This window comes from Sphingomonas naasensis (assembly GCF_004792695.1).
Taxonomy (GTDB): Bacteria; Pseudomonadota; Alphaproteobacteria; order Sphingomonadales; family Sphingomonadaceae; genus Sphingomonas; species Sphingomonas naasensis.
The window spans coordinates 156359-178925 of record NZ_SRXU01000001.1; the positions used below are offsets into that span (position 1 = coordinate 156359).

Genomic DNA, 22567 nt, shown 5'->3' on the forward strand with positions numbered 1-22567 from the left:
GATTCGTTAACGTTTCAGCCGCGTCCATTGGGAGACGACGCATGTACGATTTCGGCCTCCGTCAGGCGCTTTCGGGCTATCGCATCGCCTATCGCCCGCAGGAAACGAATCACTGCCCCGGTTGCGGCGGAACGCACTGGATGATCGGGCGGCTCACCGCGGAATGCGCTTTTTGCGCCACCGCGCTGCCGCTGATCGCTGGCGGCGCCTCGGGCAATGGGGTGATGCGCCCGCGCACCCTGCCCGCGCTCGCCGCCTGAGGGGCGCGCCAGCGGAACGCCGCCGGCGCGCGCGGCGTTGCATGTCGCGAACCCCGCGACAGGAGCCGCCAGCATGACCGACATCTCCGTGACCTCGCCCGTCGAGCGCATCGCCCGCGTGCTCGCCGCCGCGTCGCGCAGCATCAATGCCGAAGGTGACGAGTCGAGCGCGGGAGAAGACGTCGACATCGGCTGGAACAATGAAGTGAACCGCGCGATGGCGGTACTGCGCACCCTGCGCGAAGCCACCCCCGAGATGGTCGAGGCCGGCCGCGCCGCCGGCAGCGACCCCGCCGAGATCTGGAACGCCATGGTCCGCGCCGCGATCGGTCAGCAGGAGACGGTATAGCCCTCTCGCAAGCGGAGCGCGGGAGCGCACGCCTTGCCAATTCGTCACCCCCGCGAAAGCGGGGCCCATCTCCTGCACCCTCGCCGCACCACACCGCTGTCGGTTCGCGCGGCCTCCGTACGAGATGGGTCCCCGCTTTCGCGGGGATGACGTTAAAGGGCGCGGGATGACCAAAGGTCGGGATGACGGCCGGTCGTTCAGCCGCTATGGCCCCTCGCCATGTCCGCGCCCCTCACGCTCTACAATTCGCTCACCCGCAGCCTCGCGCCCTTCGCGCCGCTCGACCCGGAAAAGGGCGTTCGCGTCTATTCGTGCGGGCCGACGGTCTACAACTATGCCCATCTCGGCAATCTGCGCGCCTATGTCTTCACCGACACGCTGAGCCGCGTGCTGACGTGGAAGGGCTATGCGCTCACCCACGTCATCAACATCACCGATGTCGGCCACCTGACCTCGGACGCCGATGCCGGCGACGACAAGATGGAGGCCGCCGCGCGCGCCCAGGCGAAGAGCATCTGGGACATCGCCGCGCACTATACCGCCGCGTTCAAGGCGAACATCGCCGATCTTAACATCCGCCAGCCCTCGCGCTGGTCGGTCGCCACCGATCACATCGCCGAGATGATCGACTTCGCCGCGAAGATCGCGCCCGAACATTGCTACGAGCTCGATAGCGGCCTCTATTTCGATACGAGCACCGTCGCCGATTACGGCCGCCTCGCCGGCAGCCAGGACGATACGCGCGAAGCCCGGATCGAGGCGGTCGAGGGCAAGCGCCATCCGCAGGATTTCGCGATCTGGCGCAAATCGCCCCCCGGCGAGCAGCGCCAGATGGAATGGGACTCGCCCTGGGGCAAGGGCGCGCCCGGCTGGCATCTCGAATGCTCGGTGATGAGCCTCAAATATCTCGGCGCGCCGTTCGACATCCACACCGGCGGGATCGATCACCGCGAAATTCATCACCCCAACGAGATCGCCCAGAACCAGGCCTTTTGCGGCTGCTCGGATACCGGCGCGCATTTCTGGATGCACAACAACTTCCTCGTCGATCGCCAGGGCAAGATGTCGAAGTCGAAGGGCGGGTTCACCACGCTCCAGTCGCTGATCGACGCGGGGGTCCATCCGCTCGCCTATCGCCTGCTCTGCCTGCAGGCGCAGTATCGCAGCGAGCTCGAGTTCAGCGCAGAGAACCTCGCCGCCGCGCTCACCCGCCTCAAGCGGCTGGTGATGACGGTGCGCAAAATCCTCCCCGAGCTCGCCTCGGGGAGGGGGACCGGCGAAGCCGGTGGAGGGGCGGCGCGCAGCGCGGACGCGGTTGCTCCCTGGCTCCAGCGTCTCGACGAAGCGGTATCCGACGACCTCAATACCCCGAAGGCGCTGCCGATCCTCGACGAGTTGCTCGCCGACAAGCGCCTCTCCGCCGAGGACAAGCGCGATGCGCTCGCCGCGTTCGACGACGTCCTCGGGCTCAACCTGCTCGCGCTCACCCGCGAGGAGCTGCGCGTCCGTCCGGCGAACGCCACGCTCACCCCCGAGGCGATCGCCGACCGCCTCGTCGAGCGTCAGCAGGCGCGCGTGGTCAAGGACTTCCAGCGCTCCGACAGCATCCGCGACGAGCTCGCCGCCGCGGGGGTCGAGGTCATGGACGGCGATCCGCTCGGCTGGGACTGGAAGCCGGCGCTCTAGCCGCGACCTGCGCAGCAGCGGCGGCGGCTTTCGTCGCGCCGGGATTGCCGCCGGTCGCATCGCATCGCACGCGCCGGGGAATTTCCCCCGCAAGGCCCGTCATGCCGCGTACGCCCCGCTCCCGCCTCGCCTGCCTCGTCAAGCTGTTCGCATATGCCGCGGCGCTCCACATCGGCAGTGCGCTGGCCGCCGCTGCCGATTGCACCGCCGCTCTGCAGCAGACAGCAGATGAAGTCTCCGCCCTGCCCGGCGCGACGCCCTCCGAAGTGACCGATCGGCTCCAGACTGATTACGACGAGGCCTCCGCGCTCGCCGATTCCGATCCCGCCGCGTGCATGGCCGTCGTTCGGCGGATGAACGAGGTCGTGCGCCGCTATCGCACCCCCGGCAGCGCCGGCGGCCGCGGCACCGCGGGACCCACCGCACCGGCGCCGAACCGCGCGAGCGACCGTCCGAACCCCGGCCCCGCGCCGAGGGTCGAGCGGGCCGCGCGCGACGAAGCCGCCGGATCGCGCCGCGAGCGTCTCGAGCGCGCAGCGGTGCAGGATGTCGAGGACGCTCGCGCCGTCGCCGCCTATGGCGAGGCGTTCAAGGCCTACCGGCTCGCCGTCCACGCTGTCGCCGAGAACATGGACCCGCAGCCCGCCGCAGTGGCCGCGGTGGACAAGGCCGTCGAGGACGTCGTAGTGATCATCGATCAGATGGAAGACGACGTCCTCGTCAATGACGATGTCGATGCTCTCCACGCCAAGCTGGAGGACGCGTTCCGGCGACTCGACGCGCGGTGCAGAGCACTCGAACGGGAAAAGCAGCGTTGGCGTCTTGCGACCGCCCGTAAGAAAGCGCAGCAGGCGAAGGACGACCGTCTGGAACGCGAGGGTAATTTCCTCGCGCCGCTTGCTCCGACCGCCATCGAACGCAGATTTGAAGAAGCGAAACAGCGCTATCTGAGGGCCGAAGCCGAGCTATCCCGCGCCGAATTCGCCGCAAAGCAGGTCCGCAACAAGATCGATCCGCTGCTGCACTGGTACCAGCCGTTCCGCGACATGAAGCCCGGCTACAAACAGGCCTACAAGGCCGCCTATGCCCGCCACCAGGACGAGCAGGAGGCGCTCGATGCCAAATGCAACGGCAGCTCGCTCGGCGCCTGCGCGCAGCTGATCCGCACCACCAACGACCGCCAGAGACGCGAGCTGGACACGATTTTCGCGACCTATGTGATCCGCGAATAGCCGGCGCTGCGCCGACATATTTTGTCGGGCTTCGACTGCGTCTCCCTCTTGCGTCCCCACCCCCGATTTCGCCAAAAGCAGCCCATCAACACGGGGACGATTGCAATGCGGGGACAGGTACTGGGCGTCGATCGCACCAGCGGCGACGGGCAGATTTCGGGCGAGGACGGGCAGCGCTATACCTTCCGCCCGGGCGACTGGAGCGACGAGAAGGGGCCGGCGGTCGGGCTGCGCGTCGATTTCGCCACCGAGGGCACGCGCGCGATCCGCATCTTCCGGCTGCCCGAGGCGCAGGCCGTTTCGACGCCCGAGCGGCGCCAGCCCCCGGCCAATGATCGCAACAAATATGTCGCCGCGATCCTCGCCTTCTTCCTCGGCACGCTCGGCATCCATCGCTTCTATCTCGGCCGCAACGGCAGCGGGGTGCTGATGATCGTGATCTCGGCGACGGTGGTCGGGCTGATCGTCACCGGGCTGTGGTCGTTCATCGACGCGGTGCGCTACCTGATCATGTCCGACGCCGAGTTCGACCACCGCTACGCGCGCACCTGGTCGGCATGAAGGCCGTCCTCCCCGCGCTGGCGCGGCCGCTGGTCGAGCCGCATCTGCCCGCGGGGCTCGAGGTACGCTGGTTCACCTCGGCCGAAGAGGCCGAGGCGATGGTCGCCGACGCCGATATCGGCTGGGTCGACATCAACCGCCCGCCCGAATGGGCCCGCGCGGTCGCCGCCGGCGAGAAGCTGCAATGGCTGTCGACCATCTATGCCGGGCTCGACCGGCTCGACACCGAACAGCTCCGCGCGCGCGGCACCCGCGTCACCAACGGCAGCGGGGTCAACGCGCATACCGTCGCCGAATATGCGGTGATGGGCGCGCTGGTCGCCGCCAAGCGCTATGATCAGGTCGTCCGCATCGCCGATCGCCACGAATGGCCGTTCGACGCCCCCGGCAAGCTCGAGCTGTTCGAGACCAGCGCCCTCGTCATCGGCTATGGCACGATCGGCCGGCTGATCGGCGAGCGCCTCGCCGGCTTCGGAGTCACCGTCACCGGCGTCACCCGCACCGGCGCGCCCGGCACGATCCTCCCCGACGCATGGCGGACACGCCTCGCCGCGTTCGACTGGGTCTTCCTCTCCGCCCCCGCCACCGGGGAGAGCCGCGCGATGATCGGCGAGGCCGAGCTCCGCGCGATGAAGCCCTCGGCATGGCTGATCAATGTCGGCCGCGGCGAGCTGGTCGATCAGGACGCGCTGATCGAGGCAGTCACCAAACGCCGCATCGCCGGTGCGTTCCTCGACACCGTCACGCCCGAGCCGCTGCCGCCCGAGCACCCGCTCTGGTCGACCCCCAACATCCTCCATTCGATGCATCTCTCGGGCCGAAGCCAGACGCGCATGTTCGTCCGCGCCGCCGAATTGTTCGTGCGCAACCTCCACGCCTTCATCGCCGGCGACCCGCTCGAGAACGAAGTCGACCTCGAAGCGGGCTATTGAGGGGCTGGCGTCGTCCCGGCGAACGCCGGGACCTCGGGCGACGGCGCGCACCGCTGCGGCATGCGATCCCGGCCTGCCGGGGTGACGGTCAGGGCTTCGCGACCGCGAACAGCCGGTCCCAGAACTCGTCGTTGAGCAGATATTCCATCGTCGCGCCGTCGCTGCGATCGTCGGGGCAGCCGGCCTGGTAGGAGAAGGTCCGCGCCGCCATCTCGTCGCTCACCTCGCGCGCGAAGTCGGGGCCGAGCCGCCGGGTCAGCACCACCAGCATCGCCCGTGCCGCCTCCGATCCGAACAGCGCGCGCGGATCCGGAGTATAGTCGGATTCGCCCGCTTCCTCCTCCTCGAGCGCCGCCTCTTCCTCGGTCAGATAATCGGGGTCGAACTCGTCGTCGACGATGGCGTGAACGCCGTCCATGGCCGTCTCCTTGCTTGGCGCACCAACGCGAAGCCCCGGCATTTCGCTCCTTTACCCGTCCGGGGTAATTTTACCGCTTGCCAAGATTTACCCCGCGAGGGTAAGGCGCGCACATCATGACAACGCTCGCAGGTTCCAAGATCCGCCGCTTCCGCGAGGAACGCGCCCTTTCCCGCGCCGCTTTCGGCGCCTGGTTCGACACGCCCGGCTCGACCGTGCAGGGCTGGGAGGAGGACGGCAAGCGCGCCTCCCCCGCCGTGGTCAACCAGATCGCCGCCAACGGCATCGCGCATCATCAGGACTGGTACGTCCATGTCCGCAATCTGGAGCAGGATATGGGCTGGACCCCTGACAGCTGGACCCATGCCGAGGCGCGCCAGCTCCCGACTTACCCCGACAGCCAAGCGCTCGATGCCGCCACCACCCAGCTGTCGAGCTTCCCCCCGCTCGTCTTCGCCGGCGAGGCGCGCGAGCTCACCACCGAGCTCGGCAAGGTCTCGCGCGGCGAGGCGTTCCTGCTCCAGGGCGGCGACTGCGCCGAGAGCTTCGCCGAGTTCCACCCCAACAACATCCGCGACACCTTCCGCGTCATCCTCCAGATGGCAGTCGTCCTCACCTTCGCGTCGAAGCTGCCCACGGTGAAGCTCGGCCGCATGGCCGGCCAGTTCGCCAAGCCGCGCTCGGCCGATACCGAGACGATCAACGGCGTCGAGCTGCCCAGCTACCGCGGCGACAATGTCAACGACATCGCCTTCACCCCCGAGGCGCGCATCCCCGATCCGCAGCGCATGGTGCAGGGCTACAGCCAGTCCGCCGCGACGCTCAACCTGCTGCGCGCCTTCGCGACGGGCGGCTATGCCAATCTCCATCAGGTCCACAAATGGACGCTCGACTTCATGGGCCGCAGCCCCTGGTCGAAGAAGTTCGCCGACGTCGCCGACCGCATCGGCGAATCGCTCGATTTCATGGAGGCGTGCGGGATCAACCCCGACACCGTCCCCCAGCTGAAGGGCACCCAGTTCTACACCAGCCACGAGGCCCTGCTCCTCCCCTATGAGCAGGCGCTCACCCGGCAGGACAGCCTCACCGGCGACTGGTACGATACCAGCGCGCATTTCCTGTGGATCGGCGATCGCACCCGCTTCGAGGGCAGCGCGCATGTCGAGTTCCTGCGCGGCATCGGCAATCCGATCGGGATGAAGTGCGGCCCCAGCCTCGAGCCCGACGCGCTGCTGCGCCTGCTCGACACGCTCAACCCGTCGCGCGTCCCCGGCCGGATGACGCTGATCACCCGCTACGGCCACGACAAGATCGAGAAGGGTCTCCCGGCGCTCGTCCGCGCGGTCAAGCGCGAGGGGCATCCGGTGGTGTGGAGCTGCGACCCGATGCACGGCAACGTCGTCAAGGCCGCCAATGGCTACAAGACCCGCCCGTTCGAGCGCATCCTCGCCGAAGTCCGCGGCTTCTTCGCCGTCCACCGCGCCGAGGGCACCTATGCCGGCGGCATCCATTGCGAGATGACCGGTCAGAACGTCACCGAATGCACCGGCGGCGCGATCGCGATCACCGAGCAGGGGCTGGCCGATCGCTACCACACGCACTGCGATCCGCGGCTCAACGCCGGGCAGAGCCTCGAGCTGGCATTCCTGCTGGCGGAGATGCTCAACGCCGAGATGGCGGAGCGGCGCAAGGCGGCGTGAGCCGCAGGCCGGATCGCACGCGACGCCGGCAGGCGCGATCGGCATGAAAAAGGGGCGGCATCCGAAGATGCCGCCCCCATTTCATGCGGTTTCGCCGGTCAGAAGCTGAAGTTCGCCCCGGCCCGGAAGGTCCGGCCGACCAGGCCCGCCGAATGCCACGAGGTCAGCGTGTTCACCTGGCCCGCATAGGCGATGTTCGGAAACACCGGCGCATGCGAATTGGTGATGTTGCCGATGATCCCGAAGAAGCTGAACTGATCGTTCACCCGCAGCGTGACATTCACATCGGTGTAGATGAAGCTGTTGACGTAGCAGAACTTGTCGGTCCCGCCGGTGGCGTCCTTGTAGATCGCCGCCTTGCAGGAAATATCGCCGTTGACCGAGCTCGACTGGTCCGCCGCCACCGCCTTGATCTTGCCGACATAATAGGTCGTCGCGGTGAGTTCCAGCGGGCCGGCGGTGAAGGTGTTCTGCCAGTTGGCGCGCCACCGCGGGGTGCCGCCGCCCGAGGACAGATCCTCCGGACCCACCGTGCCGGCATAGTGCTGCACCGCGCCGGTTCGCGGATGGAGATCGTATTTCAGCGTGGTCTGCGCATCGATACGGGTCTCCCACTTGAAATCGTCGCTGAAGCGGACCCGTGCGTCGGCGGTGAACTCCAGCCCGGAGACCAGCGAATAGGCGGTGTTCACATAGGGCGCATTGAGGACGAGCAGGCGCGGCAGCGCGTTGAGCGCGAACGGATCGGCTCCGTCGATGACCTGGCACGAATAGCCGGGCGCAACCGCCGCCACCTTGGCGCAGCCCGCCGCGGAGGCGGCATCCGCCGAAGCGAAGGTCTGGTTCGCCACCGAATAATAGGCGTTGACCGCGTCATTGGTCTGCGGACCGGTGACGATCAGGTTCGACTTCTTCACGTTGAAATAGTCCGCCGTGAAGCTCAGCCAGGGAGTGGGCTCGAAGATCGCCCCCAGAGTGAGGCTGCGCGACGTCTCCGGCTGGATGTCCGGATTGCCGACATAGCCGCGGCCCAGGCTGTACGGTGCGCTGTAGGAGGCGTTGGCCGCATGCGCCGTCTGGAACGCGGCGTTCGGCGTGAAGCCGACAAATCCGGAAAACGAGCTGCGCGGGTCCGCTTCGGCGAAGGTCGGCGCGCGGAAGCCCTTCGAATAGCTGCCGCGGATCGCGAGCTGCTCGATCGGCTGAAACTTGGCGGTCACCTTGGGCGAGAAGCGGCCGATGCCGGTCGAATAATGGTCGTAGCGACCCGAAAGGTCGAAGTTGAGCGAGTCGAGCACCGGCACATCGGCTTCGAAAAAGCCCGCCCACACCGAGCGGTTGCCATAGGCCTGCGCCGTGGTGAGACCCGGCACGTCGAGGTTCGGGTTGGTGCTGTTGTTGGTCAGCTTCTCCTTGCGATACTGGCCGCCGACCGCGAGCTTCACCTCGCCGCCCGGCAGCGTGAACAGGCTGCGGCTGACCGACGCGTCGACCGTGAACTCGCTCGAGTTCGACAGCGCCGTGATGTCGGGGGCGACCGCTTTGCGCACTTCTTCCGAATTGGCGGCCGGATTGACGAAATTGTACGAGCCGGTGTTGATCGCCCGGACCAGCCCGGCGAGGTTGGCATAGCCATAGGTGGTGAGGCGCAGATCGTCGCGCGAATAGGCCGCCTGGACATTCCAGTCCCAGCTGTCGCCGAAACGGCCGCTCAGGCCGCCGCTCAGCCGATACACTTCGTTGGTCCGCTCGCTACCCGAACGAACATCGCCGAACGCATAATAGATGCGCGCCGCGCCTGCCGCGGGGTCGTTGGCATAGGCCGCCGCATAGGGGTTGTTCGGATTGAGCCGGCGGTCCGCGGCGGTCGCGCAGTTCACGCCCGCCGAGCAGATGTACACCGGCAGCACGATGCCGGGGTTGGTCGTCGACGTCGTCGTCGCGCCGCCGAATGCCTGGGTCTGGCGAATCGGGCGCGGCGCGTTGATGATCGCGACACGGTTGTTCGCATAGCTGCCCGCGACATAGCCCTCGACATTGTCGCCGAGGCGGAAGCTCGCCCGCGCGACGCCGTCATAGCGTTCCTGCAGCGGCAGGATCTGCGCATATTCGGTGGTCAGATCATGCTTGCAGGCGGTGCCGACGCGCGACGCCGTATTTTCCGAATAGGTGCCGAACCGGCAGTTGGCGAGCGGCGTCAGCGAATTGAAGATCGCCGGGGTCGTGGCATTCGAGACCGAGCCGGCAAGCGGGTTGTTCAGATCGGTCTGGGTCACGCGCGTGACGATCGCGTCGGTCGTGGCCGAAGTCAGCGTGTCGTCCGCGCGGTTGTTGTCGACGCCGCCCAGCGCGCGCAGATCGAGCGTGTTGAACGGGAAACTGCGCTGCGCGACGGAGATGCGGCCGCCATAATCATAGTCGCCGCCGATGTAGAAGTTGAAGCCCTGCGCCTCATAGTCGCCGAACCCGACGAGCAGGTGCGCGCGATATTTCTGGCCGTCGCCCTTCTCGGTCGCGCCACCTTCGAAGCCGCCCTCGATGCCGGTCATCTCCTTGCGGGTGATGATGTTGATCACGCCGCCGATTGCGTCCGCGCCGTACAGCGACGATGCGCCGTCCTTGAGGACCTGCACCTGCGCGACATTGACCAGCGGGATGCTGTTGAGGTCGACATAGGAATTGTGGCCGTCGTCGCTCAGCGGGAAGTTGGTCGAGCGCAGTCCGTCGACCAGCACCAGCGTCGACGAAACGCCGAGGTTGCGCAGCGAGACTGCAGAGCCGCCGGCCGAGAATCCGCTGGTGAAGCCGTTGCCGATCGAGCCGGCGCCGTCGGCCGAGACCGCGCGGATCGCGTCGCTCACGTTGGTGACGCCGGCACGCTCGATATTCTCGGCGGTGACCACGGTCACCGGCAGCGCAGTATGCGGGTCGGCCTGGCGAAAGATCGTGCCGGTGACGACGACGTCGTTCTCGGTCGCCTGGTCACCCTCTTGCGGCGCGGCCTGCTGCGCGGCGGCGGTCGCGGTTTCCGGCGCGGTTTCGGCGGCCGGAGTCTCTTGCGCGAACGCAGGCGTGGCAAGGCACGCACCCGCCAGCGCGAGAGCAGACAAAGCCGCGCCCGTACGCAGACGAGCCATTTGAATCTTCTTCATTATTTCCCCCTGTTTGTGATTTGGTGGTCTTCCGGCGATGACGTGCGGGCCGGCCAGCGGCCGGCACCGGGCGTCATGCACGCGCCACCCGGATGGGCGTGGCTCGAGCACGGGGGCCGCTGTTGCGTTTGCCCCCGTAGCGCGCGCCACGGTCAGTGCAGCAAGGACGGATGGGTGAAGGATGAATTGCACGAAGCGAACCATCCAGCCCTTTGCCCCTCAGTCCCGTACGACGCCCGATGAGGTGGGCGTATCGATCGGCAATAGGCGAGATCGGTGAGAGCACTCTTGTTCCGACTTGCTAAGTTGCAGACTTGTTGGCGCGCCGCGCTGCCTGCGATTCCACGGCCCTGGCCGTGACATCGACTGTGGCGTGCCTCAGTTCGCCTGAGAGACGGTTTGCTATGGTCATGCCTTCTCCCCGACGATTGAACCCCAGCCCTCTCGCTGCATCGCGCCCGCTCGCCTCTCATTTGCGACCGATCCGGACAGCGCCGCGACGAAGCCGGCATTTGGCGCGACGCCGGCCCGGCGCGCCCCCGCGCGCGCGATCGCCGGCTTTCCTACAAGTGCGGGACGCGCCATGTTTCCTGTTTGTTCTGGAAGGGCCGCGCATGACAGGCAGAGCCGGGGGACAGCAGGATCCCCTCCTCCACTTCACGCCCGTTTCGCTCGCCATAACCCGGCGGAACGGCTGGACGTCCGAGCGTCAGCGCGCGTTCGTCGCCGCGCTCGCGCGCACCGGGGTGGTGCGTAGCGCCGCGGCATCGGTGGGGATGAACGCGCGCTCGGCCTATCGGCTGCGCGATCGGGTCGGCCCCGATCACGCCTTCGCCCGGGCGTGGGACCACGCGATGGACCGGGCGCGTTCGGCGGCGTTCGCGGTCGCCGAGCGCGCGCTGACCGAGCTCGAGCAGGTCCCGGTCACCTATCGCGGCCGCATCATCGGCTGGCGCACCCGGCTCAACGAGAAGCTCGCCTGCGCCGCGCTGCGCTACATGCTGCGCGAGGAAGCGCGCGACGGGGAGATCCCGTCGCATTGCGAGCGGCGCGAGGTCCGGCTGTGGCGCCGCGAATGCGCTCGGGCCCGCGCGGAAGAAGCCGCGCCGACGCCCCAAAACTTCGCTCCGCCGCCCCCGCACGTGCCGCCGCGGGGCCGCTCGATTCCGCGGGTGCGAGAGTTATGATGTTTCAAGCGCGCGCAACGGGAGAGTCGTTCTACTGCGACTCTTGCGACTCTAGCCCCTGCAAATCCTACATTTCCGCAGGCGCGCGATCGCAATGCAACAAAGCGAAACATGGTTGTAAGATTGCACCGCCACTCCGCCCCTGCCGGCGCAGGGTCCCCTCCTGCCGCGCCGGCTCTCCCCGAACTACGGGGCGGCTCCGGCCGCCCCGGCTTTTTGCCGGGTCATTCGGGCCGGTGGCACACCGCCTCGATATTCTGTCCGTCGGGATCGAGCACGAACGCGCCGTAATAATTGGGGTGGTAGTGCGCGCGGATCCCCGGGGCGCCGTGATCGGTCCCGCCCGCCGCCAGCCCGGCGGCGTGGAAGGCGTCGACCTCGGCGCGGGTGTCGACGGTGAAGGCGACATGGGTGCCCTGCCCGACGCGCTCATTGTCGCCGATCCAGAAGAACGGCTTGTTGTCCTTGCCATAGCCGATCGCGGTGCCGCCGCTCTCGGTCTGCTCGGGGGTGACGCGCATGATCTCGGCGATGCCCAGCGGCGCGAGCGCGGCGGTGTAGAAGGCGTCCGAGCGGGCGAGGTCGGAAACGGCGAAACCCACATGGTCGATCATGGCGGCGTCACTCCTCTCACTTGCGGTTCAGGGAAACAGGTCGACCACCTCCATCCCCTCGCCCTCGGCATCGAGCAGCAGGGTGCGGTGGCAATGCTCGGGGTTGCGCTCGAAGCAGAGCAGCGCGCTCGGCTTCTCCGCGGCGAGCGCGCGCATCTGCGCCGCCTCGGCCTGCGCCTCGGGCAGCCCGAGCTGGGTCTCGTAGACGCGCTCGAGCGTCGCGACGTCGCCCTTCTTGGCCGCGTCGCGCCCCGGCTTGGGGGTGCCGAGGTTCCTGAGCAGGACATAGTCGATCCCCGCTTCCTTCAGGCTCGCGGCGAGGATGTTCTTCGAGAAGCCCGGCCGGCGCGAGAGCGGGACGGCGCGCACGTCGATGATCCGCTCGACCCCGGCCTTTTTGAGCGCGGCGATGAATTCGTCCATCGTCGTCGCCTCATAGCCGATCGTGAAGATCCTCATGCCCGCCGCTCCCTTGCGAGCGCGGAAACCACGCCCCAGGCGATCAACGCCTGGCCGGCGAAATAGGTCGGCCAGATGAGCAGGCCCGGCAGTTCGGACGTCGCCAGCGGCCCCAGCCGCGCGAAGATGAGCAGGTCGGAGAAGACGAACAGGGCGGCGCCGTTGCCGACGGTGAAGGGCGAGAAGCGGCTGACCGCGGCGGTGCCGAACATCGCCCCCAGCCCCGCGGCGTACAGCGCGATTCCCGGCGCGGCGCTGCGGTCGGCAGGGAGCCACCACGAGAGCGCGGTCACGGCGACGGCGATCAGGCCGGCCTGCCACCGCGGCTTCTCGCGGTTGCGCAGATAGAGGAAGGAGGCGACGACATGCCCGGCAAGAAAAGCGATCGCCCCCACGGTCAGCCCGTGCGTCTCGAGCAGCACGTCGCCGGTCGCGCCCAGCGCCAGCGCGGCGGCGATCAGCCAGCCGTCGGTCGACCGCGCCTGCGTTGCCGCCCACAGCGCGAGCAGCCCGACGCCGCTCCCCTTCCACACGGCATGGGCCGCGGGCGGCAGGCTGGTCCAGTGGCTGGCATAATAGCTCGCCCCCGCGATCAGCGCCGCGAGGAATATCGGCAGTGCCGTGCGTCTCTCCATGGCGCGAGCATAGCAAGGCCGCGGGCTTTGTCATGCGCCGCGCATGCGGCTATGCGCCCCCGGTGACTCACGACATCCACATCATCGGCGGCGGCCTCGCCGGCTCCGAAGCCGCATGGCAGCTCGCGTCTGCCGGGTACAAGGTCAAGCTCTCCGAAATGCGCGGCTCGGGCGACATGACCCCCGCGCATCAGAGCGATCGGCTCGCCGAGCTGGTCTGCTCGAACTCGTTCCGCTCGGACGATGCCGAACGCAATGCCGTCGGGCTGCTCCATCAGGAGATGCGCGATCTCGGCTCGCTGATCCTCGCCCAGGGCGATGTCCACAAGGTCCCCGCCGGCTCGGCGTTGGCGGTCGACCGCGACGGCTTCGCCGACGGCGTGACGGCGGCGCTGGCGGCGCACCCCAACATCGCCATCGTCCGCGAGCGCGTCGACCAGCTGCCCGCCGAGGGCCTGACCATAGTCGCCACCGGCCCGCTCACCGCCCCCGGCCTCGCCGAGAGCATCGGCAGCGCCACCGGCAAGGAGAGCCTCGCCTTTTTCGACGCGATCGCGCCGATCGTCCATTTCGAGAGCATCGACTTCACCACCGCCTGGTACCAGTCGCGCTGGAACAAGGGCGAGGGCAAGGACTACATCAACTGCCCGATGTCGAAGGACGAGTATCTCGCCTTCCACGCCGGGCTGCTCGCCGGCGAGAAGACCGAGTTCCGCGAGTGGGAGAACGTCCCCTATTTCGAAGGCTGCATGCCGGTCGAGGTGATGGCCGAGCGCGGAGTCGACACGCTGCGCTACGGCCCGATGAAGGGCGTCGGCCTCGACGATCCGCGCACCGGCCGCTGGCCCTATGCCGTGGTCCAGCTTCGCCAGGACAATGCCAGCGGCACCCTTTGGAACATGGTCGGCTTCCAGACCAAGCTGAAGTACGGCGCGCAGGTCGAGCTGTTCCGCACCATCCCCGGGCTGGAGAAGGCCGAGTTCGCCCGGCTCGGCGGACTGCACCGCAACACCTTCATCCGCTCGCCCGAATTGCTCGACGGCACGCTGCGGCTCAAGGCGCGCCCGAACATCCGCTTCGCCGGCCAGATCACCGGCTGCGAAGGCTATGTCGAGAGCGCCGCGATCGGGCTGCTGGCGGGCCGCTTCGCCGCCGCCGAGCTCGCCGGCAAGACGCTGCCCGCCCCGCCGCGCGAGACGGCGCTCGGCGCGCTGCTCGCCCACATCACCGGCGAAGCCGAGGTCGAGACCTATCAGCCGATGAACGTCAATTTCGGCCTGTTCCCGCCGATCGAGGGCCGTTCGAAAAAGGCCGATCGCAAGCTGATGTATACCAGCCGCGCCCGCACCGCCTTCGAAGGCTGGCTCGCCGCCTAGTCCTCGGCGGTTTCTTCCTTCGCCGGGGCGGCCGGACAGGCGCAGCGCGGCCTGGCGCCCGGCTTGACCTTGGGTTTGGTCGCGACGAACTCGGCCCGGCTCAGCGCGCCCGACTTGTCGGCATCGGCGCCGGCGAACTTCGTCGTGGTCTTCGCAGCCCATTCCTCGAAGTCGAGCTTGCCGTCGCGATTGGCATCGAGCTTCGCCCAGGCCTTGCGCCGGGCGAGCAGATATTCCTCGCGAGTGATCGCGTCGTTGCGATCCTTGTCATAGCGGTCGAACCGTTTCTCCTCGCGCGTCCGATCGCTCGCCCGCGGGGCTTCGGCGGGGAGCGGCTCTTCCTCCCCGGCGGCCACCGCCGCGGCGCGTGCCGCCGGCGCGCCCGGAAGCTTCAACGCGGATACGCTCGAACTGCGGAACAGGAACACACCCGCAAGCGCCAGCAGCAACGCTGCGCCCGCCATTGCGAAATAGCGCCACATCGAAGGTCTCCCCCGATCGTCGGAACAAGCAGGGTACGCCTGTTGCGCGCGCTGGCAAGCCCCTAGCGGCCGGTGAGCCGGTGCCAGAGCAGCCGCCCGACGCGGCGCGGCGCGCCGACCCGCGGCGCCTCGCCTTCGGGCAAGCCGAGATCGAGCCGCGCGAGATGCGCCAGTGCCCCCAGCGCGCGGCCGTTGCGGCTCCACCGCGCCGCCCCGGCCTGATCGAGCAGCGGCGCCGCGAGGCTTCGTGCGATCACGCTCTCGTCCCCGCCGCGCAGGTGTCGCGACAGATCGGCCAGCGCCCATCCCGTTCCTGCCACGAGCAGCGGATCGCCCGGCCCCGCGGCCAGCGCCCGCCCTGCCGCCGCGAACAACTGCCCGCGCCCTTCGCCGAAGCGCAGCAGCGCATCGCGATCGAGCAGTTCCTCTTCGATCAGCACTTCCCAGCCATGGACGATCGGCACCAGCGCAGCACCGCGGACCCCTGTGGCCAGCACCTCGCGCGCGAGCGCCTGCAGCACGGGTTCGGCGGGCGCGGGCTGCTGGTCGAGCCGCGCGAGCGCCTCGCGCCACCACGCCAGCCGCATCTGGCCGAGCGCGGGCTCGCGCGTGGTGCGCAGCAATTGCGCCAGCGCGTCGTCGAGCGCGAGCAGCGCCGCGAGCGCGCCGCGCGCTCGGGGCGGCGCATAGGACAAGGCGAGCATTCGCTCGGGATTGGTCACGCTGTCTCCGGTCATCCCCGTAGCAACCATAAGCGCGCCGTTAACCAGCTGAATTTAGGGGGCGTTAGCGACGGGCATGGCATGGCGCCACGTTGATCGGGGACCGGGATCGCAAACATGACGGGCATTCGGCAGAACTGGAAAGAAGCACGGGGGTTCCTGACCCGTCTCGCCCGCGACACGCGCGGTAACACGCTCGCGCTCATGGCGATCGCGATCATCCCGCTGGCGGGCATCATTGGCGGCGGCATCGACATCAGTCGCATGTACATCGTCAAGACGCGCCTGCAACATGCCTGCGACGCCGGCGCGCTCGCCGGCCGCAAGGCGATGGGCGCCGGGTTGTGGAGCCAGACGGGCGCGATCGATGGATCGCAGGAGACCAACTACCCCCAGAAGATCGCGATGCGCTATTTCGACGGCAATTTCGACCGCACCGCTTATGGCGGGACCACGCCCGCGCCCGAGTTCACCGAAGCCGGGGGCAAGGTCAGCGGCAAGGCCTCGGTATCGCTGCCGATGACGCTGATGAAGATTTTCGGGCGGACCGCCGAGACGCTGTCGGTCACCTGCGAGGCGGACATGCGCCTGCCCAACACCGACGTGATGTTCGTGCTCGATAACACCGGGTCGATGGGCGACACGCCTTCGGGCGACACGCAGACCAAGCTCCAGTCGCTCAAGGACGCAGTGAAGTGCTTCTACGAGATCGTCGCGCGGCTCGACACCACCGAGGTATGCACCACCGGCAATCCCAGCGGCGGCGTGGGCGGCGAGACGCAGGTCCGCTTCGGCTTCGTGCTCTACGACACCAACGTCAATGTCGGGAAGCTGCTGCCGACTGCCTATCTGGCGGACGACTGGGCGTTCCGGTCGCGCGAGATCGAATCAATCGCCTATCCGACCCAGGGCACGCCCACCGAAACGTCGTCGAGCATCGCATGGGGCTCGACCGGCAACTGGCAGGACAAGGCCTATAGCAAGAGCGGCACCTCCGCCACGAACTGCTCGAACAACGTGCCGGCGACCGCCACCAACGCCACGGGCGCGGTGACGCGGACGCAGCTCACGAGCAGCGAATCTCCGGGATCGCGCACCGTGACCTACAAGGAGGTCGGGCCCGTCACCCAGAGCGAATATCGCTATGACAGCTATTCCGGTGGCAAGAACGGCACCTGCTATTATGACAAGCGCGATACGCCCGGCACAAAGACCGCCTATTTCACCCGGACCGACACCGCGCAGGTCACGTGGCACTATGGGCTGATCTCGCAGAATATCGCCGGCCTGAAGAACGGTACCGATGCCTGGAACGACTCGATCCAGGTGCGGATCGGCAACAACGGCACGATGAAGACGGTCGGCTGGGACGGGTGCATTTCCGAACGCCATACCGACCAGGACATCGACTTCACCGCGGCCAAGCTGCCTGCCACGGCGATGGACCTCGACATCGATACCGTGCCGAGCTCGGGCGACGCCAACTCGCTGTGGGGCCCGGTCATGAAGGACATGATCTACACCCCGAAGGGCAGCAAGAATAGCTGGGACAAGGACGATCAGCACACTACGTCCAACTACAGCAACAGCTCGAGCTACAGCTGCCTTGCCGAGTCGCGGAAGCTCCAGGAGTGGAAGGATGCCTCGATCTTCGAGGGATATGTCGACTCGATGCGCAAGGGCTCGAACACCTATCACGACATCGGCCTGATCTGGGGCGCGCGCCTGATGTCGCCGACCGGGATCTTCAAGGCCGAGAACGCGACCACGCCCAAGGGCGGCGAGATCCAGCGCCACATGATCTTTATGACCGACGGTGATCCGTGCACCGCCGCGGAGAACTACACGGCCTATGGCGTCGCGTGGTTCGATCACCTGCAGACCACCGCCGATCAGCCGGCGGACGGTGCCACCCGGTGTACCGAGGGTGCCGCGATCACCGATCAGGTCAACGCGCGGACGCAGGCGATCTGCAAGGAGATCAAGAAGAAGGACATCACCCTGTGGGTCATCACCTTCGGCTATGTCGATCCGCGCACCGTGACGCGGATGACCACCTGCGCCTCGGACGGCCGCTATTTCAGCGCCAACAACAAGGTCGAGCTTCAGGACACCTTCAAGAAGATCGCCGACCAGATCTCCGCCCTGAGGTTGACCAACTGATGCGTATGTCCGCGCTCCGGCGCTGCCGCGCCCTGCTCCGTGACCGCCGCGGCGTCACGGTCGTCGAATTCGCCATCGTCGCGCCGGTCATGGGGCTGGTGCTGCTCGGCGGCTTCGACATCGGCCACACGCTCTACATGCGCACGACGCTGCAGGGCGTGCTGCAAAAGGCCGGTCGCGATGCGGCGCTGGAAAGCGGCGCGTCGGCCTCGGCGCAGGAGAAGCTCGACAAGAAGATCACCGACCAGGTCAAGGCGTTGGCGAACAATGCCGACGTCGAGATCAAGCGGCGTTATTATCGGACGTTCGAGGACGCCGCCGCCGCGAAGGCCGAGATCCACACCGAGGTCAACGGCAACGGCATCTGCGACGCCGGCGAGCCGTTCGAGGACGCCAACAACAACGGCAAATGGGACGCCGACGGCGGCAATGGCGGCCAGGGCGGCGCGAAGGACGCGACGCTCTACACCGTCACCGTCAGCTATCCGCGGTTCTTCCCGCTCAACAATTTCATCGGCGGGTCGAACACGACCAAGGTCAGCGCATCGACGGTGCTGCGCAACCAGCCTTATGCCGATCAGGGCGTCTATGACAGCCCGACAGAGGGACATTGCCCATGATCCGGTTGCCCGATCTCTGCCGGCGCCTCGGCAAGGACGAGAGCGGTCTCGCGCTGCTCGAATTCGCCTTCTCGCTGCCGATCTTTCTCACCATGGCGCTCACCGGCGCCGAGCTGACCAACTACATCACCACGCGCATGCGGGTGAGCCAGGTCGCGCTGCAGCTCGCCGACAACGCGGCGCGGATCGGCTCGGGCGCTCCGATCGCGTCGAAGACAATCACCGAAGCCGACATCAATGATCTGCTGACCGGCGCGGGCCTGCAGGCGAGCGAGCTCGACCTCTATCGCAAAGGTCGCGTGATCATCTCGTCGCTCGAGCCAGACACGGCCGCGGGGCATACGGGCAAGTTCATGATCCGCTGGCAGCGGTGCCGCGGCTCGGCCGCCCACCCGTCGGGCTATGGCGTGGCAGGCGCCAACAACCTCACCGGCATCGGGCCGGGCAACAAGGCCGTGCCGCCGCCCAACGGCGTCGCGATGTTCGCCGAGGTGTTCTATACCTATCAGCCGCTGATCAAGACGTCGCTGTCACCCAGCACGACGATGACTGAGACGGCTTCGATGATGGTCCGCGATCGGCGCGACACCAGCGACGATACCAAGCTGGCCAACGGCAGCAACAATCCGAACCCGCAGCATCCCAACGGGATCTACAAGGTCGCCGGCGTCACCGCCTCGACCTGCTGAGGCGCGGGGCGCACCGAGGCGCCCCGCCCTCGCATTCTAGCCGCGATAGGTGACCTTCTTCACCGCCGCGACCACACGCGCGGCGTCGACCAGCGCGAGCTTCTCGAGATTGGCGGCATAGGGAAGCGGCACGTCCTCGTTGGTGACGCGCAGCACCGGTGCGTCGAGGTCGTCGAAGCCCTTCTCCATCACCACCGCGGCGATTTCCGAGGCGATCGAGCAGGTCGGCCAGCCCTCTTCGACCACGACGAGGCGGTTGGTCTTCTTGAGGCTCTCGAGCACCGTCGCCGTGTCGAGCGGGCGCAGCGTGCGCAGATCGACGACCTCGGCCTCGATCCCCTCGCCCGCCAGCATTTCGGCCGCTTCGAGCGCGACGCCGACGCCGATCGAATAGGAGACGAGCGTGACGTCCTTGCCTTGGCGGACGATGCGCGCCTTGCCGATCGGCAGCACGTAATCGTCGAGCTTGGGCACTTCGAAGCTGCGGCCGTACATCAGCTCGTTCTCGAGGAACACCACCGGGTCTTCCGAGCGGATCGCCGCCTTGAGCAGCCCCTTGGCATCGGCCGCGTCATAGGGCGCGATCACGATCAGGCCGGGGACCGAGGCGTACCACGGGCCGTAATTCTGCGAGTGCTGCGCGCCGACGCGCGATGCCGCGCCGTTGGGCCCGCGGAATACGATCGGGCAGCGCATCTGGCCGCCCGACATATAGTTGGTCTTCGCGGCCGAGTTGATGATGTGGTCGATCGCCTGCATCGCGAAGTTGAAGGTCATGAACTCGATGACCGGCTTGAGGCCGCCCATCGCCGCGCCCGTGCCGATGCCGGCAAAGCCATATTCGGTGATCGGAGTGTCGATGACGCGCTTTGGGCCGAACTCGTCGAGCAGCCCCTGGGTCACCTTATAGGCGCCCTGGTATTCGGCGACTTCCTCGCCCATCACGAAGATGCGCTGATCCTTGCGCATTTCCTCGGCCATCGCGTCGCGCAGCGCTTCGCGGACCGTGGTCTTGACCATCTCGGTGCCCGCGGGAATCGCCGGATCGGCGACGGTCGCCGCCTTGTCGCTGGCGAGCTGCTTCGTGCCGCTATCGGCTTTCTTGCGGCCGCCATCCTCGCCCGCTTCGGACTCGGCTGCCTTCTGCCCGGCTGCCGGCGCTTCCGCCTTGGCAGCCGATGCGGGGGTCGGGGCGGCAGAGGCGTCCTCGCCCTCGGCCGCGATCGTGGCGATCACGGTGCCGACTTTCACATTGTCGGTGCCCTCGGCGACGACGATCGAGGCGATCGTGCCTTCGTCGACCGCCTCGAATTCCATCGTCGCCTTGTCGGTCTCGATCTCGGCGAGGATGTCGCCCGATTTCACCACGTCGCCTTCCTTGACGAGCCACTTGGCGAGCGTGCCCTCTTCCATGGTCGGCGAGAGCGCCGGCATCTTGAGTTCGATCGCCATCTCAATAGGTCTCCACCAGCACGTCGGTGTACAGTTCCGCGGGGTCGGGTTCGGGGGTCTGCTCGGCGAAATCGGCGGCTTCGTTCACCACCTTGCGGATCTCGGCCTCGAGCGGCTTGAACTCTTCTTCCTTGACGCCGAGCTTCTCGAGCTCGCGCTTGACCGCCTCGATCGGGTCGGACTTGTCGCGCACCGACTGGACCTCCTCGCGCGACCGGTACTTGGCCGGATCGGACATCGAGTGGCCGCGATAGCGATAGGTCTTCATCTCGAGGATGATCGGGCCCTTGCCCGCGCGCACCCATGCCAGCGCTTCCTCGGCGGCGCCGCGGCAGGCGAGCACATCCATGCCGTCGACCTGGATGCCGGGGATGCGGAAGCTCTCGCCGCGCTTGTAGAGCTGGTCCTCGGACGAGGCGCGATTGACGCTGGTGCCCATGGCATACTGGTTGTTCTCGATCACGAAGATGATCGGGAGCTTCCACAGCTCGGCCATGTTGAAGGCCTCATAGACCTGGCCCTGGTTGGCCGCGCCGTCGCCGAAATACGACATGGCGACGCCGCCATCCTCGTTATATTTGTGCGCGAAGGCGAGGCCCGCGCCAAGCGAGACCTGCGCGCCGACGATGCCGTGGCCGCCGTAGAACTTCTTCTCGGTCGAGAACATGTGCATCGAGCCGCCCTTGCCGCGGCTGATGCCCGCGCCACGTCCGGTCAGCTCGGCCATGATCACCTTGGGATCGATGCCATAGGCAAGCATGTGGCCGTGATCGCGATACCCGGTGATCACCGAGTCCTTCTCGCCGTCGAGCGCCGACTGCAGGCCGACCGCAACGGCTTCCTGGCCGATATAGAGGTGGCAGAAGCCGCCGATGAAGCCGAGCCCGTAGAGCTGCCCCGCCTTCTCCTCGAAGCGGCGGATGAGCAGCATCTGCTTGTAGAACGCGAGCAGCTCCTCCTTGGAGGCCTTGTACCGTTCTGGTTCGTTTGGACGTTCGCGGTTCGGTACCGCAGGTTCGGTGGACGCTTTGCGTGCCGGTGCTTTGGCCACAGGAATTCCTCATGCCCGGGGAAGGTCGGTGCGCGCCTATAAGCGCGTTCTTGGCCGGGACGCAACGTCAACGCGCGGGGAAGAGGGGTGTTCAGCCATCGATGGCGCGCCGGCGGCGATAGGCAGGCCGGCGAATCTATGCTCCAAACGCGCGATGGGCTTCGTGCAGCTTCTCCGGTCGCTCGACGACCTTCTCTACGCGGTGATGACGTGGCTGGTCTTCTACCCGATCACGCTGTGGCGCAGCATCCGCCATCCGCGCGCGATGATGATCTATGCCGACACCGAGCTCGAGGATCGTCCCGAGCTGCAATATGAGGACACGCTCAGCCCGCCGCTGTTCCTGCTGATCACGCTCATCCTCAGCCACCTGATCGAGCTGAGCATCGTCGGGCAGAGCGCGCTGGTGGGTGACCGGCGCGGGCTGAGCAGCCTGATCACCGACGATAGCACGCTCCTGATCTTTCGGCTGATCGTGTTCAGCGTCTTCCCGCTGATCATGGCGGTGCGCCTGCTCCACTGGAAGAAGCGGCGGCTGACGCGCGATTCGCTCCGCCAGCCCTTTTACAGCCAGTGCTACCCCACCGGCCCGTTCGCGCTGCTGATCGGGATCGGCGGCATCGCCATGCAGATGCATTTCGTCGCCGCGCAGTTGATCGGCCTCGCGCTGACGATCCTCGCGCTCCTCTGGTATGGCAGCCTGCAGACGCGCTGGTTCGCGCGCCAGCTCAACGTGTCGCTGCTGCGCGGCCTGTGGATCGCCTCGGTCGGGATGGTCCAGTGCGTGGTGGCGATGGTGCTGCTGCTGCCGCTGGTCGCGTGAAGCC

22 protein-coding genes are annotated in these 22567 nt (G+C 67.3%); 13 read left to right on the forward strand and 9 right to left on the reverse strand.

Features of this window, described 5'->3' with window-relative positions:
* The first annotated feature begins 41 nt into the window (after window positions 1-41).
* The 6 genes from E5A74_RS00840 to E5A74_RS00865 all read left to right on the forward strand — a co-directional run bounded on the left by E5A74_RS00840 (window position 42) and on the right by E5A74_RS00865 (window position 5020).
* A complete protein-coding gene (locus tag E5A74_RS00840) occupies window positions 42-260 on the forward strand; it encodes a hypothetical protein (RefSeq protein WP_135981891.1) in 219 nt (72 codons plus the stop codon).
* A 73-nt stretch (window positions 261-333) separates the two neighbouring features.
* The gene (locus tag E5A74_RS00845) at window positions 334-609 is read left to right on the forward strand and encodes a hypothetical protein (protein WP_135981893.1); all 276 of its coding nucleotides are present in this window, start codon (window positions 334-336) and stop codon (window positions 607-609) included.
* Window positions 610-828: 219 nt separating this feature from the next.
* The gene (cysS, locus tag E5A74_RS00850; RefSeq protein WP_135981895.1) at window positions 829-2295 is read left to right on the forward strand and encodes a cysteine--tRNA ligase; all 1467 of its coding nucleotides are present in this window, start codon (window positions 829-831) and stop codon (window positions 2293-2295) included.
* Window positions 2296-2396: 101 nt separating this feature from the next.
* Window positions 2397-3527: a hypothetical protein gene (locus E5A74_RS00855; RefSeq protein ID WP_135981898.1), complete on the forward strand. Its 1131-nt coding sequence runs from the start codon at window positions 2397-2399 to the stop codon at window positions 3525-3527.
* A gap of 105 nt (window positions 3528-3632) precedes the next feature.
* A complete protein-coding gene (locus E5A74_RS00860) occupies window positions 3633-4088 on the forward strand; it encodes a TM2 domain-containing protein (RefSeq protein ID WP_135981900.1) in 456 nt (151 codons plus the stop codon).
* Window positions 4085-5020: an NAD(P)-dependent oxidoreductase gene (locus E5A74_RS00865; RefSeq protein ID WP_135981902.1), complete on the forward strand. Its 936-nt coding sequence runs from the start codon at window positions 4085-4087 to the stop codon at window positions 5018-5020. Before E5A74_RS00860 ends, E5A74_RS00865 begins: the two co-directional genes overlap by 4 nt.
* Window positions 5021-5108: 88 nt before the next feature.
* On the opposite strand, the gene E5A74_RS00870 is transcribed toward E5A74_RS00865, so the two are convergent.
* Window positions 5109-5438 (reverse strand): hypothetical protein, encoded by a 330-nt coding sequence (locus E5A74_RS00870; RefSeq protein ID WP_135981904.1) that lies wholly within the window; start codon window positions 5436-5438, stop codon window positions 5109-5111.
* 335 nt (window positions 5439-5773) lie between these two features.
* Here E5A74_RS00870 and E5A74_RS00875 point away from each other — a divergent pair, with 335 nt between their 5' ends.
* Window positions 5774-7138, forward strand: a complete 1365-nt coding sequence (locus tag E5A74_RS00875) for a class II 3-deoxy-7-phosphoheptulonate synthase (protein WP_206365765.1) — start codon at window positions 5774-5776, stop codon at window positions 7136-7138.
* A gap of 98 nt (window positions 7139-7236) precedes the next feature.
* Here the strand turns inward: E5A74_RS00875 and E5A74_RS00880 are convergent, their stop codons facing one another.
* Window positions 7237-10275 carry a TonB-dependent receptor plug domain-containing protein gene (locus E5A74_RS00880; protein ID WP_240699586.1) on the reverse strand — a complete coding sequence of 1013 codons (3039 nt, stop codon included), beginning with the start codon at window positions 10273-10275 and terminating at the stop codon, window positions 7237-7239.
* A gap of 629 nt (window positions 10276-10904) precedes the next feature.
* Here E5A74_RS00880 and E5A74_RS00885 point away from each other — a divergent pair.
* Window positions 10905-11477, forward strand: coding sequence for a hypothetical protein (locus E5A74_RS00885; protein ID WP_135981910.1), 573 nt, complete (start codon window positions 10905-10907; stop codon window positions 11475-11477).
* A 224-nt stretch (window positions 11478-11701) separates the two neighbouring features.
* Here E5A74_RS00885 and E5A74_RS00890 read toward each other — a convergent pair whose 3' ends face one another.
* Genes E5A74_RS00890 through E5A74_RS00900 form a run of 3 tightly spaced genes read right to left on the reverse strand, consistent with a single transcriptional unit; the run spans window position 11702 to window position 13185 of the window.
* Window positions 11702-12091, reverse strand: coding sequence for a VOC family protein (locus E5A74_RS00890; protein ID WP_135981912.1), 390 nt, complete (start codon window positions 12089-12091; stop codon window positions 11702-11704).
* A 27-nt stretch (window positions 12092-12118) separates the two neighbouring features.
* Window positions 12119-12550 carry a DUF488 domain-containing protein gene (locus E5A74_RS00895; protein ID WP_135981914.1) on the reverse strand — a complete coding sequence of 144 codons (432 nt, stop codon included), beginning with the start codon at window positions 12548-12550 and terminating at the stop codon, window positions 12119-12121.
* Window positions 12547-13185 (reverse strand): lysoplasmalogenase family protein, encoded by a 639-nt coding sequence (locus E5A74_RS00900; RefSeq protein WP_135981916.1) that lies wholly within the window; start codon window positions 13183-13185, stop codon window positions 12547-12549. The genes E5A74_RS00895 and E5A74_RS00900 overlap by 4 nt, the downstream gene beginning before the upstream one ends.
* 62 nt (window positions 13186-13247) lie before the next feature.
* On the opposite strand from E5A74_RS00900, the gene trmFO reads away from it, so the two are divergent.
* Window positions 13248-14561: a methylenetetrahydrofolate--tRNA-(uracil(54)-C(5))-methyltransferase (FADH(2)-oxidizing) TrmFO gene (gene trmFO / locus E5A74_RS00905; RefSeq protein ID WP_135981918.1), complete on the forward strand. Its 1314-nt coding sequence runs from the start codon at window positions 13248-13250 to the stop codon at window positions 14559-14561.
* On the opposite strand, the gene E5A74_RS00910 is transcribed toward trmFO, so the two are convergent.
* Both E5A74_RS00910 and E5A74_RS00915 read right to left on the reverse strand, forming a co-directional pair.
* The gene (locus tag E5A74_RS00910; protein WP_135981921.1) at window positions 14558-15043 is read right to left on the reverse strand and encodes an EF-hand domain-containing protein; all 486 of its coding nucleotides are present in this window, start codon (window positions 15041-15043) and stop codon (window positions 14558-14560) included. The genes trmFO and E5A74_RS00910 overlap by 4 nt on opposite strands.
* Before the next feature lie 62 nt (window positions 15044-15105).
* Complete coding sequence (locus tag E5A74_RS00915; RefSeq protein WP_135981923.1) at window positions 15106-15780, reverse strand: squalene/phytoene synthase family protein; 675 nt, start codon at window positions 15778-15780, stop codon at window positions 15106-15108.
* Window positions 15781-15882: 102 nt separating this feature from the next.
* On the opposite strand from E5A74_RS00915, the gene E5A74_RS00920 reads away from it, so the two are divergent.
* From E5A74_RS00920 to E5A74_RS00930, 3 genes are read left to right on the forward strand one after another with little or no spacing between them, the layout of a single operon-like run.
* The gene (locus E5A74_RS00920) at window positions 15883-17928 is read left to right on the forward strand and encodes a vWA domain-containing protein (RefSeq protein ID WP_135981925.1); all 2046 of its coding nucleotides are present in this window, start codon (window positions 15883-15885) and stop codon (window positions 17926-17928) included.
* Window positions 17928-18548 (forward strand): TadE/TadG family type IV pilus assembly protein, encoded by a 621-nt coding sequence (locus E5A74_RS00925; RefSeq protein WP_135981927.1) that lies wholly within the window; start codon window positions 17928-17930, stop codon window positions 18546-18548. Before E5A74_RS00920 ends, E5A74_RS00925 begins: the two co-directional genes overlap by 1 nt.
* Window positions 18545-19237, forward strand: coding sequence for a TadE/TadG family type IV pilus assembly protein (locus E5A74_RS00930; protein ID WP_135981929.1), 693 nt, complete (start codon window positions 18545-18547; stop codon window positions 19235-19237). The genes E5A74_RS00925 and E5A74_RS00930 overlap by 4 nt, the downstream gene beginning before the upstream one ends.
* A 36-nt stretch (window positions 19238-19273) precedes the next feature.
* Here the strand turns inward: E5A74_RS00930 and E5A74_RS00935 are convergent, their stop codons facing one another.
* Both E5A74_RS00935 and pdhA read right to left on the reverse strand, forming a co-directional pair.
* Complete coding sequence (locus E5A74_RS00935) at window positions 19274-20689, reverse strand: pyruvate dehydrogenase complex E1 component subunit beta (RefSeq protein ID WP_135981931.1); 1416 nt, start codon at window positions 20687-20689, stop codon at window positions 19274-19276.
* Between the two features lies 1 nt (window position 20690).
* A complete protein-coding gene (gene pdhA, locus E5A74_RS00940) occupies window positions 20691-21740 on the reverse strand; it encodes a pyruvate dehydrogenase (acetyl-transferring) E1 component subunit alpha (protein ID WP_135981933.1) in 1050 nt (349 codons plus the stop codon).
* 154 nt (window positions 21741-21894) lie between these two features.
* Between pdhA and E5A74_RS00945 the strand changes: the two genes are divergently transcribed.
* On the forward strand, window positions 21895-22563 hold the full coding sequence (locus tag E5A74_RS00945) for a hypothetical protein (RefSeq protein ID WP_135981935.1): 669 nt from the start codon (window positions 21895-21897) through the stop codon (window positions 22561-22563).
* The last annotated feature ends 4 nt before the right edge of the window (window positions 22564-22567 follow it).

What these genes read in the sequence shown, in the direction of transcription:
- E5A74_RS00910 (WP_135981921.1), bottom strand. Translation starts at nt 15,043, where the DNA reads ATGTGGCGCTATTTCGCAATGGCGGGCGCAGCGTTGCTGCTGGCGCTT.
- E5A74_RS00895 (WP_135981914.1), bottom strand. Translation starts at nt 12,550, where the DNA reads ATGAGGATCTTCACGATCGGCTATGAGGCGACGACGATGGACGAATTC.
- E5A74_RS00885 (WP_135981910.1), top strand. Translation starts at nt 10,905, where the DNA reads ATGACAGGCAGAGCCGGGGGACAGCAGGATCCCCTCCTCCACTTCACG.
- E5A74_RS00925 (WP_135981927.1), top strand. Translation starts at nt 17,928, where the DNA reads ATGCGTATGTCCGCGCTCCGGCGCTGCCGCGCCCTGCTCCGTGACCGC.
- E5A74_RS00865 (WP_135981902.1), top strand. Translation starts at nt 4,085, where the DNA reads ATGAAGGCCGTCCTCCCCGCGCTGGCGCGGCCGCTGGTCGAGCCGCAT.
- E5A74_RS00915 (WP_135981923.1), bottom strand. Translation starts at nt 15,780, where the DNA reads ATGACCGGAGACAGCGTGACCAATCCCGAGCGAATGCTCGCCTTGTCC.
- E5A74_RS00845 (WP_135981893.1), top strand. Translation starts at nt 334, where the DNA reads ATGACCGACATCTCCGTGACCTCGCCCGTCGAGCGCATCGCCCGCGTG.
- E5A74_RS00870 (WP_135981904.1), bottom strand. Translation starts at nt 5,438, where the DNA reads ATGGACGGCGTTCACGCCATCGTCGACGACGAGTTCGACCCCGATTAT.
- E5A74_RS00875 (WP_206365765.1), top strand. Translation starts at nt 5,774, where the DNA reads ATGGGCTGGACCCCTGACAGCTGGACCCATGCCGAGGCGCGCCAGCTC.
- E5A74_RS00880 (WP_240699586.1), bottom strand. Translation starts at nt 10,275, where the DNA reads ATGGCTCGTCTGCGTACGGGCGCGGCTTTGTCTGCTCTCGCGCTGGCG.
- E5A74_RS00890 (WP_135981912.1), bottom strand. Translation starts at nt 12,091, where the DNA reads ATGATCGACCATGTGGGTTTCGCCGTTTCCGACCTCGCCCGCTCGGAC.
- E5A74_RS00900 (WP_135981916.1), bottom strand. Translation starts at nt 13,185, where the DNA reads ATGGAGAGACGCACGGCACTGCCGATATTCCTCGCGGCGCTGATCGCG.
- E5A74_RS00840 (WP_135981891.1), top strand. Translation starts at nt 42, where the DNA reads ATGTACGATTTCGGCCTCCGTCAGGCGCTTTCGGGCTATCGCATCGCC.
- E5A74_RS00930 (WP_135981929.1), top strand. Translation starts at nt 18,545, where the DNA reads ATGATCCGGTTGCCCGATCTCTGCCGGCGCCTCGGCAAGGACGAGAGC.
- E5A74_RS00945 (WP_135981935.1), top strand. Translation starts at nt 21,895, where the DNA reads ATGGGCTTCGTGCAGCTTCTCCGGTCGCTCGACGACCTTCTCTACGCG.
- E5A74_RS00855 (WP_135981898.1), top strand. Translation starts at nt 2,397, where the DNA reads ATGCCGCGTACGCCCCGCTCCCGCCTCGCCTGCCTCGTCAAGCTGTTC.
- E5A74_RS00935 (WP_135981931.1), bottom strand. Translation starts at nt 20,689, where the DNA reads ATGGCGATCGAACTCAAGATGCCGGCGCTCTCGCCGACCATGGAAGAG.
- E5A74_RS00860 (WP_135981900.1), top strand. Translation starts at nt 3,633, where the DNA reads ATGCGGGGACAGGTACTGGGCGTCGATCGCACCAGCGGCGACGGGCAG.
- cysS (WP_135981895.1), top strand. Translation starts at nt 829, where the DNA reads ATGTCCGCGCCCCTCACGCTCTACAATTCGCTCACCCGCAGCCTCGCG.
- E5A74_RS00920 (WP_135981925.1), top strand. Translation starts at nt 15,883, where the DNA reads ATGACGGGCATTCGGCAGAACTGGAAAGAAGCACGGGGGTTCCTGACC.